Source organism: Sphingobium lactosutens DS20 (assembly GCF_000445105.1).
GTDB lineage: Bacteria > Pseudomonadota > Alphaproteobacteria > Sphingomonadales > Sphingomonadaceae > Sphingobium > Sphingobium lactosutens.
This window is the reverse complement of record NZ_ATDP01000081.1, coordinates 59,190-74,730: the sequence shown is the minus strand read 5'-3', so window position 1 is coordinate 74,730 and position 15,541 is coordinate 59,190. Positions and strand designations below refer to the sequence as shown.

The 15,541-nt window shown below is 64.6% G+C and carries 17 protein-coding genes; 8 read left to right on the top strand and 9 right to left on the bottom strand.

Annotated features, from left to right (window positions below; translation table 11 throughout):
* Positions 1-112: 112 nt before the first annotated feature.
* Genes RLDS_RS38150 through ccmC form a run of 7 tightly spaced genes read right to left on the bottom strand, consistent with a single transcriptional unit; the run spans position 113 to position 4,905 of the window.
* Positions 113-757: a tetratricopeptide repeat protein gene (locus RLDS_RS38150; protein ID WP_021225686.1), complete on the bottom strand. Its 645-nt coding sequence runs from the start codon at positions 755-757 to the stop codon at positions 113-115.
* Entirely contained in the window at positions 754-1,161 is a 408-nt protein-coding gene (locus RLDS_RS38145; RefSeq protein ID WP_021225685.1) for a cytochrome c-type biogenesis protein, read from the bottom strand. The genes RLDS_RS38150 and RLDS_RS38145 overlap by 4 nt, the downstream gene beginning before the upstream one ends.
* The gene (locus RLDS_RS38140) at positions 1,158-1,685 is read right to left on the bottom strand and encodes a redoxin family protein (protein ID WP_236616838.1); all 528 of its coding nucleotides are present in this window, start codon (positions 1,683-1,685) and stop codon (positions 1,158-1,160) included. The genes RLDS_RS38145 and RLDS_RS38140 overlap by 4 nt, the downstream gene beginning before the upstream one ends.
* Positions 1,682-3,610, bottom strand: a complete 1,929-nt coding sequence (locus tag RLDS_RS38135; RefSeq protein WP_021225683.1) for a heme lyase CcmF/NrfE family subunit — start codon at positions 3,608-3,610, stop codon at positions 1,682-1,684. The genes RLDS_RS38140 and RLDS_RS38135 overlap by 4 nt, the downstream gene beginning before the upstream one ends.
* On the bottom strand, positions 3,607-4,053 hold the full coding sequence (gene ccmE / locus RLDS_RS38130) for a cytochrome c maturation protein CcmE (RefSeq protein WP_021225682.1): 447 nt from the start codon (positions 4,051-4,053) through the stop codon (positions 3,607-3,609). Before ccmE ends, RLDS_RS38135 begins: the two co-directional genes overlap by 4 nt.
* Positions 4,050-4,181: a hypothetical protein gene (locus RLDS_RS57200; protein ID WP_021225681.1), complete on the bottom strand. Its 132-nt coding sequence runs from the start codon at positions 4,179-4,181 to the stop codon at positions 4,050-4,052. The genes ccmE and RLDS_RS57200 overlap by 4 nt, the downstream gene beginning before the upstream one ends.
* 1 nt (position 4,182) lies before the next feature.
* A complete protein-coding gene (ccmC, locus tag RLDS_RS38125) occupies positions 4,183-4,905 on the bottom strand; it encodes a heme ABC transporter permease CcmC (RefSeq protein ID WP_021225680.1) in 723 nt (240 codons plus the stop codon).
* A gap of 203 nt (positions 4,906-5,108) precedes the next feature.
* Between ccmC and purF the strand changes: the two genes are divergently transcribed.
* Positions 5,109-6,569: an amidophosphoribosyltransferase gene (gene purF, locus RLDS_RS38120; RefSeq protein ID WP_021225679.1), complete on the top strand. Its 1,461-nt coding sequence runs from the start codon at positions 5,109-5,111 to the stop codon at positions 6,567-6,569.
* Positions 6,570-6,657: 88 nt separating this feature from the next.
* On the top strand, positions 6,658-7,371 hold the full coding sequence (locus tag RLDS_RS38115) for an SDR family NAD(P)-dependent oxidoreductase (RefSeq protein ID WP_021225678.1): 714 nt from the start codon (positions 6,658-6,660) through the stop codon (positions 7,369-7,371).
* Positions 7,372-7,374: 3 nt separating this feature from the next.
* Here RLDS_RS38115 and RLDS_RS38110 read toward each other — a convergent pair whose 3' ends face one another.
* Positions 7,375-8,640: a class I SAM-dependent methyltransferase gene (locus RLDS_RS38110; protein WP_021225677.1), complete on the bottom strand. Its 1,266-nt coding sequence runs from the start codon at positions 8,638-8,640 to the stop codon at positions 7,375-7,377.
* A 36-nt stretch (positions 8,641-8,676) separates the two neighbouring features.
* Positions 8,677-10,053 carry a cryptochrome/photolyase family protein gene (locus RLDS_RS38105; protein ID WP_031297928.1) on the bottom strand — a complete coding sequence of 459 codons (1,377 nt, stop codon included), beginning with the start codon at positions 10,051-10,053 and terminating at the stop codon, positions 8,677-8,679.
* 226 nt (positions 10,054-10,279) lie between these two features.
* On the opposite strand from RLDS_RS38105, the gene RLDS_RS0128015 reads away from it, so the two are divergent.
* From RLDS_RS0128015 to RLDS_RS38080, 6 genes are read left to right on the top strand one after another with little or no spacing between them, the layout of a single operon-like run.
* A complete protein-coding gene (locus RLDS_RS0128015) occupies positions 10,280-10,738 on the top strand; it encodes an RNA pyrophosphohydrolase (RefSeq protein WP_152528030.1) in 459 nt (152 codons plus the stop codon).
* A gap of 55 nt (positions 10,739-10,793) precedes the next feature.
* Entirely contained in the window at positions 10,794-11,702 is a 909-nt protein-coding gene (locus tag RLDS_RS38100; protein ID WP_021225674.1) for a DUF481 domain-containing protein, read from the top strand.
* A gap of 58 nt (positions 11,703-11,760) precedes the next feature.
* Entirely contained in the window at positions 11,761-12,987 is a 1,227-nt protein-coding gene (locus RLDS_RS38095; RefSeq protein WP_031297925.1) for a hydrolase, read from the top strand.
* A 4-nt stretch (positions 12,988-12,991) separates the two neighbouring features.
* Entirely contained in the window at positions 12,992-14,011 is a 1,020-nt protein-coding gene (locus tag RLDS_RS38090; RefSeq protein WP_021225672.1) for an arginine N-succinyltransferase, read from the top strand.
* Entirely contained in the window at positions 14,008-15,267 is a 1,260-nt protein-coding gene (locus RLDS_RS38085; protein WP_021225671.1) for an N-succinylarginine dihydrolase, read from the top strand. The genes RLDS_RS38090 and RLDS_RS38085 overlap by 4 nt, the downstream gene beginning before the upstream one ends.
* 25 nt (positions 15,268-15,292) lie before the next feature.
* The gene (locus RLDS_RS38080; protein WP_021225670.1) at positions 15,293-15,508 is read left to right on the top strand and encodes a hypothetical protein; all 216 of its coding nucleotides are present in this window, start codon (positions 15,293-15,295) and stop codon (positions 15,506-15,508) included.
* Positions 15,509-15,541: the final 33 nt, after the last annotated feature.

Genomic DNA, 15,541 nt, shown 5'->3' with positions numbered 1-15,541 from the left:
ATGCTCGTCTGGACACCCACTCGGGGGCATGGGCGGAACAGTCCGCTACCCCCGCAAACCGCCGCGCCCTATCACGGCTCCTGTCGCCGTGCAACGCGAACGCTGCACCGCATCATGGCTGACCAGACTGATTACCCGCCAGCATGGCGTCGATACGCGCGATGCTGCTCTCAAGTTCCTTGCGCACTTCGCTGTCGGCGGGTGCGCGCGCGACCAGGGGCGCCCACAGGTCGCGCGCCGCCTGCAACTGACCTGCGCGGGCGAGCGCCAAGCCGTAGAAATAGCGTGGCGCAGGCGCGTCAGGGTCGATGGCCAGCGCCTTGCGATAGGCAAATTGCGCGCCGGGCGACAGCATGCCGTCGCCATGCGCGACCAGGGCGTTGCCCAGCCCCAGCCACAGGTTCGCATCATCGGGCTGATCCCGCAGCGCCGACAGGAGCACATTGGCCGCCGCCTTCGTCTTGCCCTGCCGCGCCAGGCCATCGGACAGCATCATCCATTGCGCCGCTGGCCCAAAGCGTTCGGCAAGACCGCGCCGCTTTTCCGCGAGTGCCTCATCGAACGGCTGCGCATCAGCCTGCGCGTGCTGGCGCGGCGCCCCTGCCAGTCCGGGGTTGCCCTGCCAGGCATAGCCGGCAAGACCGAACAGCAAGGCCGCGGCGCTGATTTCCCATGCCGATCGCGGAATGCGGCCCAGCAGCACAAGGCCAGCGAGCACCAATGCCGCCAGGGCAAAAGCGATGAGCCAGCCGGTCATGGCTTCTTCCTCCCTATCCGCCCGCGCACGAGAAACAGGCCCAAGGCCAGCAGGATGAGCGGCGCGGCCCATAGCGGCCACAATATGGGATCGGCGGTCGGGGCGTAGCTCACCCAATCGCCATAACGGGACACCAGCCAGGCGCGGATCGCTTCAGGTTTTTCTCCCGCCATGATGCGTTCGCGAATCTGCGATCGCATGTCGGCGGCCATGCTGGCGTTGGAATCGGCGATCGACTGGCTCTGGCAGGTCAGGCAGCGGATGGTTTCCATCAGCGCCTTGGCCGCGCGTTCTTGGTCGGCGTCGGGTATCTGCCGGTCCGCCCAGGGCGCGGGCGGGAGCGCGGTCTGCGCCAGTGCAGGCGCGGCGGCCAGGGCCAGCGACATGGCGATCAGCATTTTCATCGCGCATCCTCCAGCCGGGCCAGGATCGCCGGCACATCGTCCGCGCGGATATCGCCGATATGCTGATAGGCGATGCGTCCCCGTCCATCGATGACGAAGGTTTCGGGCACGCCGGAGGAGCCGAGCGCGATCTGGACAGCGCTGCGCGCGTCCAGCCCGATCCGCTGATAGGGGTTGCCGTTGCGCGCCAGGAACGCATCGACATCGCTGCGCGCATCGCGAATGGCGATGGCGTCGATCGCGACGCCGGCCCGCTTCAGCGCCATGAGCTGCGGCGCTTCCACGGCGCAAGGCACGCACCAGCTGGCGAAGATATTGAGAAGACGGGGTTTGCCGCGCGCCATGTCACGGCTGCCAAGGCCGGGCCGGTCGCTCGCGGCGGCCGGCAGGTCGAAGTCCGGCAGCGGCTGACCGACCAGCCGGGACTGGATGATGCGATCGTCCGGCTGGAACAGGCCGCTTGCGAACAAGCCGATGAACGCGGCAAAAAGCAGCAGCGGCAGCCAGATGAGGATGCGCCTCATGCCACAACCCTCCGCGCGCGCCATTTCGCCAGCCATCCGCGCCGTTCCCGCCCGATCAGCGCAAGCGCGCCGCCAAAGGCGATCAATATGCCGCCAAGCCAGATGAGCGTCACAAACGGCTTCCACCAGATGCGCAGCTGCCAGCGGCCGCCTTCGACCTCTTCGCCCAGCACCACATAGAGCTGCCCGTTCCAGCGCGGCAGCAAGGCCGCTTCGCTGGTGGTCGTGGGCGGGGACGTGAAAAAGCGCGACTGCGGGCGCATCATCACTGCGCTGCCGCCACGATCGACGGCCAGGTCCGCCTGTAATGCCGTCCAGTTATCACCGGCCAGCGGCATGATCTGCACGAAGCGCAAGGCCCAACCAGCCGTTCGGATCGTGTCGCCCGGTCGCGCTGCTACCAGCTTTTCCACTGTGAAGGCCGCATCGCACGCCATGCCCGCCAGACTGACTGCGCAGCCCAGATGCGCGATCACCATCCCCCAGGTGAATAATGGCGTGCGCAGCAGCTTGCGCTTCCAGAGCGGGGCCAGGCTGGCGATGCCGACGCCGATTGCGACGGTCAGCCCGAAAAAGGGCAGCAGGCCCATCCGTCCCCAGGCCAGAGTGGCCAGGATAGCTGCCGCAAGCGCGCCCGCCGCCGCCGGTATCGCCAGGCGCCTGGCCACCGCAGGCACGCGATCGCGCCGCCATCGCGTCAGCGGCCCCGCGGCCATCGCCAGCATCAATATCAGCGCAATGGGGCCGGCAATCCGGTCAAAATAGGGCGCGCCCACCGATACCTTGTGACCGAAGGCTTCGGTCATCAGCGGGTAGAGCGTGCCGATGAGGACGATCCCCAGGATCACCGACAGCAGCAGATTGTTCACCACCAGCAGCGTTTCGCGGCTGACCAGCTCGAACGGCGCGCCTTCCCGCACCGACCCGATCCGCCAGCCGAACAGCGCCAGCGCTCCGCCGATATAGATGGCAAGCAGCGCGAGGATGAAGCTGCCGCGTTCGGGATCGACCGCGAAGGCGTGAACGCTCGTCAAAATGCCCGATCGCACCAGGAAGGTGCCGACCATCGACATGGAGAAGGCGATCACGGCCAACATGATGGTCCAGGCGCGCAAGCCATCGCGGGTCGCCAGCACGGTGACGCTATGCAGCAGCGCCGTCGCCGCCAGCCATGGCATCAAGGAGGCGTTTTCCACCGGGTCCCAGAACCACCATCCGCCCCAGCCAAGCTCATAATAGGCCCAGTAGCTGCCTGCCGTGATGCCGAGCGTCAGCAATATCCACGCGCCCAGCACCCAGGGGCGCATCGCCCGCGCAAAAGCAGCGTCGACCGTGCGGGTCAGCAGCGCGCCCACCGCGAAGGAGAAGGCGACGGACAGGCCGACATAGCCAAGATAAAGCGTCGGCGGGTGAAAGGCGAGGCCGGGGTCCTGCAACAAGGGATTGAGGCCCTGCCCGTCGGGTGGCGGCGGGTCGATCCGGGCAAAGGGATTGGAGGAGAAAAGGAGAAAGGCATAGAAGCCCAGCGACATCGCCGCCTGCGCGCCCAATGTCGCCATGTGCGTGTCGCGCCGCAAGGCCCGTTCGAACAGGGCCACCGCACCGCCCGCCACGCCCATCACCGTGACCCATAGCAGCATCGACCCTTCATGATTGCCCCAGGTCCCGGCGAATTTATATAGCCAGGGCTTGGCCGAATGGCTGTTCATCGCCACCAGCAAAACCGACATATCCGATCGCAGAAACAGGGTGATGAGCAGCGAGAAGGCGATCGCCGTAAGCATCCCCTGCCCCACCGCGACCGGACGCATCGCGGCCAGCAATTCCGCCTTGCCCCCCTTCAACCCGGCGATGGCGAGGAACAGCTGAAGCAGCGCGAGCGAGGCGGCAAGCCAGAGGGCGGCAAGACCGGCTTCGGCAATCACGGCGTCACCTTCATCTCATGCGTCGTTTCGTTATACTGCATCCCCTCCAGCTCGCGCGGCATATAGCGTTCGTCATGCTTGGCGAGCAGGTTGGTCGCGACGAAGGTTCCCTTGTCGTCAAAAGCGCCTTCGGCCACGACGCCGCTGCCTTCCTTGAACAGGTCCGGCGCGATCCCGCTGAATGTCGCGGGCACGCGTGCCTTGCCATCGGTCACGTCGAAGCGGATGGTGACGCCATCGGCCGCCCGCTTGAGGCTGCCCTTCACCACCATGCCCCCCAAACGGATCGCGCGGCCCGGCTCCACGCCCTTGGCCTCCACGTCGGCGGGCGCGTAAAAATAGGCGGCTTCATCCTTGAGCGCCGACGCCGCGAGAAGCCCCGCGCCGATGATCGCGGCCAGCGCCACAAGCGCCAGCACCAGCCTTTGATGCTTCGCCTTCATGCCCTGTCCGACAGCCTGTCCGCCGCGCGCTCGGCGCTTGCCATGGCGCGCCAGCTCATGATGCTCATGACGATCGTCGCGCCAGCCGTCACGGCATAGGCGGCGATCACGAAGGCCCACTGGTTCATTCTAGCCTCTCGCCAGGCGCTGCATTCGCGCCTCGACCTTGTTTTGCGCCAGTATCGCGCGCATCCGCATCAGGACGATCGCGCCGAACCACAGGGAAAAGCCCAACAAGGTCAGCCCCAATGGCCATAATAAAGTCGTTTCGATGGTCGATCCGCGCATCGTGATACTGGGTCCCTGGTGCAGGCTGTTCCACCACACCACCGATCGGTTGATGATGGGAATGTTGACCGCACCGACCAGGCCGAAAATCGCCGTCACATGACTGACGCCGCCCTGCCCGTCGCGGGCGCTGGCCTGAGCAAGCGCGATATAGCCGAGATAGAGGAAAAGCAGCACCAGCATCGACGTCATGCGCCCGTCCCATTCCCACCATGTGCCCCAGGTCGGCCGCCCCCATATGGAACCGGTCGCCAGGCAGATGACCGTGAACAGGGCGCCGGGCGCGGCGATCGCGCGTCCCGCTATGGCCGCCAGCGGGTGCCGCCACACCAGCTGCACCAAGGCGGCAAGCGCAATCCCCGTCCAGCCGCCCATGCCGAGCCAGGCAGCGGGCACGTGGATATAGAGGATGCGCACCGTCTGCCCTTGCAGATAATCAGCCGGAGTCACCAGCAGCCCGCAGCCAGCGCCAATCAGAATCAGCGCCAGGCCCGGCCAGAACAGCCACTGGGTCAGGGGGCGCGCAATCTTGAGGAAGCGGGCGGGATTGGCGAAACGATGCATCAGGGCTGCGTGTGTAGCTGCGCCGGGCGGGCTGCGCCAGTAGGGCTTTTTGCCGATAGCGCAGGTCGGGAAACGCTGCGTTGGGGCGGCCGGGCCGGCTTTTTTGTGACAGGGAGGCGACAAACCAGCCCCAAGCGACTATATGCGCGGTCAAACGCGGCCCGGACGGGCGGCAAGAACGGCAACGGAACCGGTTCGCACCCATGATCACGACCAATCCCTTCGACGACGACAAGTTGCGCGAGGAATGCGGCATTTTCGGCGTGTCCCGCGCCGAAACGGCGTCCGCTATCGTCGCGCTCGGCCTCCATGCGCTGCAGCATCGCGGCCAGGAAGCAGCCGGCATCACCAGCTGGGACGGGCATGAATTCCATACCCATCGGGCCATGGGCCATGTGGCTGGCAATTTTGACCGCGACGACGTGATTCGCGGCCTTCCCGGCGAAAGCGCCTGCGGCCATGTCCGCTATTCGACGACCGGCGAAACATCGCTGCGCAATGTCCAGCCGCTTTATGCGGAGCTGAATTCGGGCGGTTTTGCCGTGGCCCATAACGGCAATATCTCCAACGCGATGAAGCTGCGCCGCGAGCTGATTCGCCGCGGCTCCATCTTCCAGTCGACGTCCGACACCGAAGTCATCATCCATCTGGTGGCAACCTCCAGCTACCGGACCCTGCTCGACAAGTTCATCGACGCTTTGAAGCAGGTGGAAGGCGCCTATTCGCTGATCGTCATGACGCCCGAGGGCATGATCGCCTGCCGCGATCCGCTGGGCATCCGTCCGCTGGTCATGGGCACCTTGGGCGACGCGACCATCTTTGCGTCGGAAACCGTCGCGCTCGACGTCGTTGGCGCCGATTATGTCCGCACCGTCGAGCCGGGCGAACTGGTGATCGTCACCAACAGCGGCGAAATCCGGTCGCATCGTCCCTTTGGCGAAACCCATGCGCGCCCATGCATTTTCGAGCATGTCTATTTCAGCCGGCCCGATTCGATCGTGGACGGGTCCAGCGTCTATTCGGTGCGCAAGGCGATCGGCGCGCAGCTCGCGATCGAAAACCCGGTCGAGGCGGATTATGTCATTCCCGTGCCCGACAGCGGCGTGCCAGCGGCCATCGGCTATGCCCAGGAATCGGGGATTCCGTTCGAGCTGGGGATCATCCGGTCGCATTATATCGGCCGCACCTTCATCCAGCCGGGCGACAAGGTTCGTCACCTCGGCGTCAAACTCAAGCACAACGCCAATCGCGCGCTGATCGAAGGCAAGCGCATCGTGCTGATCGACGATTCGATCGTGCGTGGCACGACCTCGCTCAAGATCGTGCAGATGATGCGCGAAGCGGGTGCGGCGGAAGTGCATATGCGCATAGCCTCGCCGCCGACGAAGCATAGCTGCTTCTACGGCGTCGATACGCCCGAGCGGACCAAGCTGCTGGCGCATCGGCTCGACATTGGCGGCATGCAGGACTTCATCCATGCCGACAGCCTGTCCTTCATCTCGATCGACGGCCTGTACAAGGCGCTTGGCGAGGCGAAGCGCGCCGACATACGGCCGCAATATTGTGACGCCTGCTTCACCGGCGATTATCCCACCACGCTGACGGATCAGGACGAAGCGGTCGTGCAGAACCAGTTCGAACTGCTGGCCGAACGCGTCGTTTGACACGCATGCGCGGGCGGCCGGGGATGGCCGCTCGCTCTTTCCAGACATCAGACCAGCTCGGCCGGCGGCCGGCATGAACGGGAGTGCCATGTCCAATCTTCCTCTTTCCGGCAAGCTGGCGCTCGTCACCGGGGCCAGTCGCGGGATCGGCGCTGCGACGGCGCAGGCGCTGGCGAAGGCCGGCGCGCATGTCATTCTGACCGCGCGAACGCCCGGCGCCTTGGAGGAAGTGGAGGAGCGCATCCACGCCGCCGGGGGCAGCGCGACGATCGCGCCGCTGGATCTGATCGACGGCGACAGTATCGGCCGGCTGGCGCAAGCCATTGGGGGACGCTGGTCCGCACTCGACATTCTTGTGCTGAATGCGGCAACCCTTGGGTCACTGGCGGCGGTGCAGGCGATAGATGCCAAAGAATTTGCGCGCCTGCTGACGCTCAATATCGCCGCGCCGCAAGCCATGATCGCGGCGTTCGACACCATGTTGCGGGCAAGCGGTGACGCGCGCGTCATCGCCCTGACGTCGTCGGTCGGTTCAGCCCCTCGCGCCTATTGGGGCGCCTATGGCGCGTCCAAGGCGGCATTGGAGACGTTGATCGGCGCCTATGGCGAGGAAGTGCGCAACATTTCGGCGATCCGCACGCACATCGTCGATCCCGGCGCGACCCGCACGGCCATGCGCGCCCGCGCCTTCCCCGGGGAAGACCCCGCCACGCTGAAAGCCCCCGATGTTGTCGCGGACGCGATCGTCAATCTGGTGACGAGCGATACGCCGACTGGCCACAAAATGCGGGTCGAAGGCTGAACCTCATGCGGGCTTTACTAATGTCACCTGCGCGACGTCGATGCCGCCACCGCGAAAACCGCCTTCGCAATACATGAGATAATAGCGCCACAGGGCGACGAAATGCTGGTCGAAACTGGCGGGCAATCGTCCGTCTTCGATGGCGCGATCAAAACGCTGCCGCCACCGGCGCAGCGTTTCGGCATAATGGAGGCCAAATCGGGTTTCATCGCGCCATTCCAGACCGGTTTCCTGAGAGATTTGCCGGAACCGGCTTGGCGAAATCAGCATGCCGCCGGGGAAGATATAGGTCTGGATGAAATCGACGCCGCGCGCATAGCGCTCGAAAATCGCATCGTCTATCAGGATATATTGGATCGCGGCGCGGCCACCAGGTTTCAGAAGCCGGTAAATCGCCTCCAGATAGTCGGGCCAGTAACGCTGCCCCACCGCCTCCACCATTTCAACGCTGGCAACGCCGTCATAGGCGCCCTGTGCGTCGCGATAGTCCGTCAGTTCCACGCTTGCGCCTGACCCCAGCCGGTCGCGGGCATAGTCGGCCTGCTCGGTCGACAGCGTGAGGCCGGTATAGCGCAGCACCCGCCGCTCCATCGCTCGCTCCGCCAGCCCGCCCCAACCGCACCCGATTTCCAGCAGGGCGTCCCCATCCCCAAGGTCCAGACGATCCAATATGGCATCGACCTTGCGCCGTTGCGCCGCTTCCAGCGGCTCCAGCCAATTGCCCGTGTCAGCAAACAACCCACTGGAATAGTGCATGTCTTCATCCAGCCATGGCTGGTAGAAATCATTGCCCAGGTCATAATGAAAGGCGATGTTGTGCCGTGATCCGGCACGGCTGTTGCGCCGGAGCCAATGCCAGAGGCGGCCAATCCATCGGGTGGGTCCGTGCGGCCGCGCGACCTGGCCCAGACTGACGGCATTGCGCATGAACAGGGCAAAGAGCGGAACAGGATCGGGACTGGCCCATTCGCCCGCCGCCCAGGCGCGATACCAACCTGCCGACCCGCCGGTCGCCAGTCGCACCAGGGCGCGCCAGCTATGCAGATGAACGACGCAATCGGGTCCGGCTGCCCGGCCCCCGAGCAGCCTGCGCGTGCCGTCCGGCAGGGCCGCTTCCAGCGATCCGGCGTCCAGACCCCGGTCGATCCGGTCCAGCATCCGATGGAACAGGCGGGCGAGCCACAGCGACAGCCGGGCATTACCCAGCGGACGGGTGGCCCTGCGGATGGTCGGGGCCTGCCGGCCACGGCGAGGATCGGTCGCGTTCATGGCGGCGATCCTGCCGCAAGCCATCGCGCGCTGCAATCATCCCTTGATGCGGCGATAGGCCGCCAACGCGCGTTCACGGCCCGCCTTGTGCCCGATGATCTTGGCCGGATAGTCCTTCGGCCTGGCGTCATGGGCGTCAGGGTCATGGATGACGTCATCGGACAGGTCGCCCAGTTCCGGCACCCATTGGCGGATATAGTCCCCGGCGTCGAACTTTTCGGACTGGGTGAGCGGCGCCATGATGCGGCTGAACATATTGGCGTCGATGCCGCTGCCCGCGACCCACTGCCAATTGACGCTGTTATTGGCATAGTCCGCATCGACCAGCGTATCCCAGAACCATTTTGCGCCGTGCCGCCAGTCGATCAGCAGATGCTTGATGAGGAAGCTGGCGGCGATCATGCGCACGCGATTATGCATCCAGCCGGTGGCCCATAATTGCCGCATGCCGGCGTCGACGATCGGATAGCCCGTACGCCCCTCCTTCCACGCGGCAAAATCGCCGCGTGCCTCTCGCAAGTCGCGCCAGTCCATCCGGTCAAAATCGTCGCGCGCATTTTCCGACCCATAAGTCGGCATCTCACAAATCTGGCTATGGGTATAATCCCGCCAGATCAACTCCTTGAGGAATGTCTCTGCGTCAGCATCGGAAGATGTGACCCGATGCCAGACATAGGCCGGCGACACTTCGCCAAAGTGCAGGTGCGGCGAAAGGCGGGACGTTCCCTCGACCGACGGCAGGTTGCGCGCGGTAGGATAGTCGCCGACCTCGTCAATGAAAGCAGCGACATTGGCCCGTGCGCCGTCTTCGCCGGGCGTCCAGTCCGCGTGGAAGCCGCTGGCCCAATTGGGTTTGGTCGGCAGCAGGTCCCAATCGTCCAGCCGATCGCTATCCGGCCAGGACGCAGGCGATTCGATAGTCGCCGGGGTTCGGTTCGGGGCCGCCGGCGGCATCTGTTCCATCATGGCGCGGGCAAATGGTGTATAGATTTTATAGATGCCGCCCGACCCTGTCCGCACCGCTCCGGGCGGCAGCAACAGCATGCCGTCATGCAGGCAGAGGTCGAGTGCGTTGGCGACGGACTTTTCCGCATTGCGCCACCAGGGTTCATAATGGTGCAGGGCATGGACGCGCTCCGCCCCGCTCTCCTTGGCCAGCGCCTGGAGCACATCAGCGCATTTGCCGCGGCGCAGGATCAGGCGCGACCCCTTGTCCCGCAACGCCTTGTCGAGGCTGACAAGGCTATGATGCAGCCACCAGCTGGAAGCGCCACCCATCGCCCATTGCCGGGGCGTTTCGTCATCCAGCACATAGACCGGGATGACCGGCCCCTCCGCAGCGGCGGCGGCCAGAGCGGCTTGATCGGAAAGGCGGAGATCCTGGCGGAACCAGAGCAGGACAGGAGCGGTCATCCGCATCCAATGCCGCTTGGCCCATGGCGGTTCCAAATGTTCCTTCGGGCATCTTGCCGCATTTACCCCCAGACTGGCAGCGCCACGCCGATTCGGCCCATGGACGGCATCCCGCCCCCGAATTATCGTTGGCTGGCGTCATCAGGGCGGCGATGGCGGTTTTGGGGAAGAACTGCCGGACAAAGGCAATTGGGGATTTACGGACTTGGCGACCAAGGAACAGGAAATGGGGTATCGCCCCTGCGTCGGCATCATGCTCGTCAACAGGGAGGGTAAGGTCTTTGTCGGCCAGCGACTCGATAATGTCGTTGAAGCCTGGCAAATGCCGCAGGGTGGCATTGATGACGGGGAAGATGCCCGCACGGCCGCGCTGCGCGAATTGCGTGAGGAAACCGGGATCGACCGGGCGCATGTCGACATCATCGCCAAGGCGAAGGACGAGCATTTCTATGATCTGCCGCCCGAATTGATGGGCAAGCTGTGGGGCGGAAAATATCGCGGCCAGCGGCAATATTGGTTTCTCGCCCGCTTCCTGGGGCAGGACAGCGATATCGACATCGCGACCGAACATCCCGAATTCAGGGCTTGGAAATGGGCGGCGCCAGAAACGCTGCCCGACATGATCGTGACGTTCAAGCGCAAGCTGTATCGGGACATCGTACAGGAATTTCGGGCGCTTATCTGATCTTTTCGCCGCGAAAGGGGTTAATTTTCGCGGTCGATTCGATATGAGGGGCGCCATGCGCGCCGTCCTGTTACCGTTATCGCTCTCTCTCGCCGCCCTGCCCGTCACCGCTAAAGCCGCGGAGGATGCGCTATTGCCAGCGGCCGTGCGCGAGATGCTGGAAGCCGCCATCGCCAATGGCAACGAAACCGATATCGCGACCGTCGCAAAAATCGCCAAGCAGACCAATCCAGCATCGGCCGACCAGATCCAGCGCATGGTCAACAGCTGGAAGGAACGGACCAAGGCGACGCATGAAACCGTCATCCGCGAAGCCGGCATTGGTGACCTGTGGACCGGCCGGATCGAGGCTGGGGGGTTCCGGTCCACTGGGTCGACCAGCGAATTGGGGATCAGCGCATCGGCCACCGCCACGCGCACCGGTATTCAATGGACGCACAAATTGACGGCCAGCGCCGATTATCGCCGCGCCAATGGCGTGACGTCGCGCGAACGCTACTTCGCCGGCTACGAGCCGCGCTATGAATTTGATCCAAGGGGCTTTGCCTATGGCCTTGCCCAATTCGAACGCGACACCTCGATCGGCTATGCCGAACGCTACACGGCGTCGGCGGGCGTTGGGTACAAGCTGATCGTCAGCAAGCCCGTGGACCTTTCGGCCGATATCGGCCCGTCGATCCGTCATGTGAAATATCTGATCGGGGAACGCGAAACCAAATTGGGCGCGCGCGGCTCCATGGCACTGGCCTGGCGCGCCAGTCCGACCCTGACTTTCAAGCAGACGGCGTCGGGCTATGCCGAAAGCGACGTCTATACGCTGAATGCCCTGACTTCGCTGGAAACAAAGGTGAGCACGCGTTGGTCGGCCGCCTTCTCATACAATATCCAATATGAGTCCGAGACGGTGTTGGCCGCCCGGGATTTCGACACGCTCAGCCGGCTAACCCTGACATATGATTTCTGATCCGCGTAATTTTCGTGCGGGGGTGGAGCCGCCTTCCTGGCTCTGATAGATGATCGGGATGACCCGATTGTCTCCCCAAGAAGAGCGGCTGCTGGACCATGTGACGAGCGCGCCAATGCTGGATCAGGTGCAGCGATGGGCGGCGATCAACAGCGGATCGCGTAACTTGGACGGCCTGGCGCGCATGGCGACGATGCTGGCCGACGCGTTCAGCGCCCTGCCCGGCGCGCTGTCGCTGATTGATCCGGCGCCTGTCGAGAATGTCGCCCCGGACGGCCGGCTCCAGCCGCTTGCCCATGGCCAGCATCTGCTTCTGTCCGTGCGCCCGGACGCGCCAACACGCCTGCTGCTGACCGGCCATATGGATACGGTCTTTCCCGTCGATCATCCGTTTCAGGACCAACGCTGGCTGGAGCCGGGCGTCCTCAATGGTCCGGGCGTTGCCGACATGAAGGGCGGCATCGCGGTCATGTTGGCCGCGCTGACGGCGCTGGAGTCGACTGGCGGGGTCGACCATGTCGGCTATGACGTGGTCATCAACAGCGACGAAGAAGTCGGGAGCGCCTCGTCTGCCGCTTTGCTGCGCGACAGGGCGGCGGGGAAACTGGCCGCCTTCACCTACGAACCCGCGCTGCCGGACGGCACGCTGGCCGGCGCGCGCGCGGGCAGCGGCAATTTTTCGGTGATCGTCACTGGGCGCAGCGCCCATGCCGGGCGGAACCCCGACGATGGTCGGAATGCGCTGCTCGCGGCGGCGGATCTGGCGCTGCGTCTCAAGGCCGCCAGCGGCGCGGGATTTTCCTGTAATCCCGCCAAGATCGACGGCGGTGGGCCGAATAACGTCGTGCCCGACCATGCCGTTCTGCGCGTCAATTTCCGTCCCCGCACACCGCAGGACGAACAGGCCGCCCGCGCGCTTCTTGATCGCACGATCGCCGACATCGCGCGCGATCATGACGTCATGCTGCATCTGCACGGCGGCTTTGGCCGCCCGCCTAAGCCCATGGATGCCAAGGCGGATCGCTTATTCGGCCTCGTCCGGCAATGCGGCACCGACCTGGGCCTGTCGATCGGGTGGCGCGATACGGGCGGCGTGTGCGACGGCAACAACATCGCGGCGTGCGGCGTGCCGGTGGTCGATACGATGGGCGTGCGCGGTGGCAGCATCCATAGCGACGCCGAATTTCTGCTGACCGACAGCCTGCCCGAACGAGCGCGGCTGTCGGCGCTTTCCCTTTGGCGGATTGCCCAGGGCCAGTTTCAACCGGGACAAGAGAGAGGATGACCGCTTGAGCTTCATCATGCGCATCGCGCGCGCGGACGATTTGCAGACCTTGTATGAAATGGCTAAGCTGACCGGTGGCGGCTTCACCAATTTGCCGCCCGATCGCGCGTCCCTGTCGGCCAAGCTCGAACGAACCGAACAGGCGCTCGCCCGCACCAGCGATGGCATTGAGGACGAGCTGATCGTCATGGTGCTCGAAAATGTCGAGACGGGGCAGGTGCGCGGCACGTGCCAGATATTCTCGACCGTCGGGCAGAACTGGCCCTTTTATTCCTACCGCTTGGGCATGCTGACCCAGCATAGCCGCGAACTGGGCCGGACATTTCGCGCGCAGATGCTCTCGCTCACCACCGATCTGGAAGGATCCGTCGAAGTAGGCGGCCTGTTCCTCCATCCGCGCGAGAGGGCGGAAGGCCTGGGGCTGCTGCTGGCGCGCAGCCGTTACCTCTATATCCGCAATCACCGCGCGCGCTTTGGCGACCGGGTGATCGCCGAATTGCGCGGCGTCATCGACGAAGCGGGAGGGTCGCCCTTCTGGGATGGCCTGGCGGGCCGTTTCTTCGGCATGAGCTTTCAGGAAGCCGACGAGTTCAATGCCGTCAATGGCAACCAATTCATCGCCGACCTGATGCCCAAGACGCCCATCTACACCGCGATGCTGACCGACAGCGCGCGCGCTGTCATCGGCCTGCCCCACCCCAATGGCCGGGCGGCGATGCGGATGCTGGAAACCGAAGGGTTCGAAAATGCCGGCTATGTCGATATTTTCGACGGCGGGCCGACCATGGTGGGACAGGTCGACCAGTTGAAGACGATTGCCGCCGCGCGCGATGTCATACTGGCCGCCACGCATGATGGCGGTGGGCAGAAAATGCTGATCGCCTGCGGAACGCTTGCCGATTATCGCTGTACCTGGGGCCTTGTCGAGGAGGATGCGGACGGCGCGGTTTCGCTCGACGCGGACAGCGCAAAGCGGATTGGCCTTGGCATCGGCGACAGCTTCACCATGGCGGGGCGCGCATGAGCATCACCGAAATCAATTTCGACGGCCTGATCGGTCCCAGCCATAATTATGCGGGCCTGAGCCTGGGCAATCTCGCCTCCGCGCGCAATGCGGGCGCGGTGTCGCAGCCGCGCGCCGCCGCGTTGCAGGGGCTGGACAAGATGCGCGGCAATATAGCGCTCGGCCTGGCTCAGGGGCTTTTCCTGCCGCAGTGGCGCCCCGATGGCGCTTGGCTTGCGCGATTGGGAACGGACGTATCCGGCGCTGAGCCGCATATTCGCGCGGCCGCCATGTCGGCATCCTCCATGTGGGCGGCCAATGCGGCGACGGTGTCGCCTGCGGCCGATACGCGCGATGGGCGCACGCACCTGACCGTCGCCAATCTCGTCACCATGCCACATCGCAGCCATGAGTGGCCGCAGACGCTGGCGCAGTTGCGCCTGGCCTTTTCCGATGCGCGCAGCTTTGCCGTCCATGACCCGGTGCCGCCGCCCTTTGGCGATGAAGGCGCGGCGAACCATATGCGCTTGACCGAACGGCACGACCTGCCGGGGGTGGAAATATTCGTCTATGGCCAGTCTGGCGGTCCCTTCCCCGCGCGCCAGCATGTGGAGGCAAGCAAGGCGGTCGCACGGCTGCATGGCCTGGCCCCCGAGCGCTGCCTGTTCGTCCAACAATCGGAAGAGGCGATTGCTGCGGGCGCTTTCCACAATGACGTGGTCGCCGTGGCCAATGAACGTGTGCTCTTCACCCATGAGCAGGCCTTCGTGGACAAAGACGGTTTCTATGCGGACTTGCGCGACGCGCTGCCTTGCGTGGAGATTGTCGAAGTGCCGGCGAGCGCCGTCAGCCTGGCCGACGCGATCCGCAGCTATCTGTTCAATGCGCAGCTTGTCACCCTGCCTGACGGCGTCATGGCACTGGTGCTGCCGACCGAGGCGCAGGAGACGCCCGCCGTCTGGTCCTGGTTGCAGCAGATGGTGGCGGGCAATGGCCCGATTCGCCGGCTCATCCCCGTCGATGTGCGCCAGTCCATGGCCAATGGCGGCGGCCCAGCCTGCCTGCGCCTGCGCGTTGTTGCCGATCCTGCCACGATCGACCCGCGGTTCTTGCTCGACGAGCGCAAGCTGGACGAAATCGGTCGCATCGTCGCGACCTACTGGCCGGAGGAAATCGCGCCCGATGATTTGGGGGACACCCGCCTCATCGCCCGGATCGAGCAATCATGGTTAACGCTTGTTGACCATTTGCAGCTTTCCGGCGATCTTCTTCCCTGAGGGGCGACAAGCCGATGGGACGATGATGGAACGGATCAAGGGCCTTTTCACGATCAAGACCAAGTTCGAGGCGTTTCTGATCATCTATGCGCTCGCGCTTGGCGCGACTGAGCGCGGCGCTGTCTATATGCAGCAATATCCCGGTTTTGGCGGTCAGTTGTTGGCACTCGCCTGCACTGGCGCAGTCTTCATGGCCGGCGGCAAGATCATCGACGCGCTGGACTATCAGCGCGGGCTTTAAGTTGCCTCGCCTTGGTCGGTCGGGCATGGACGC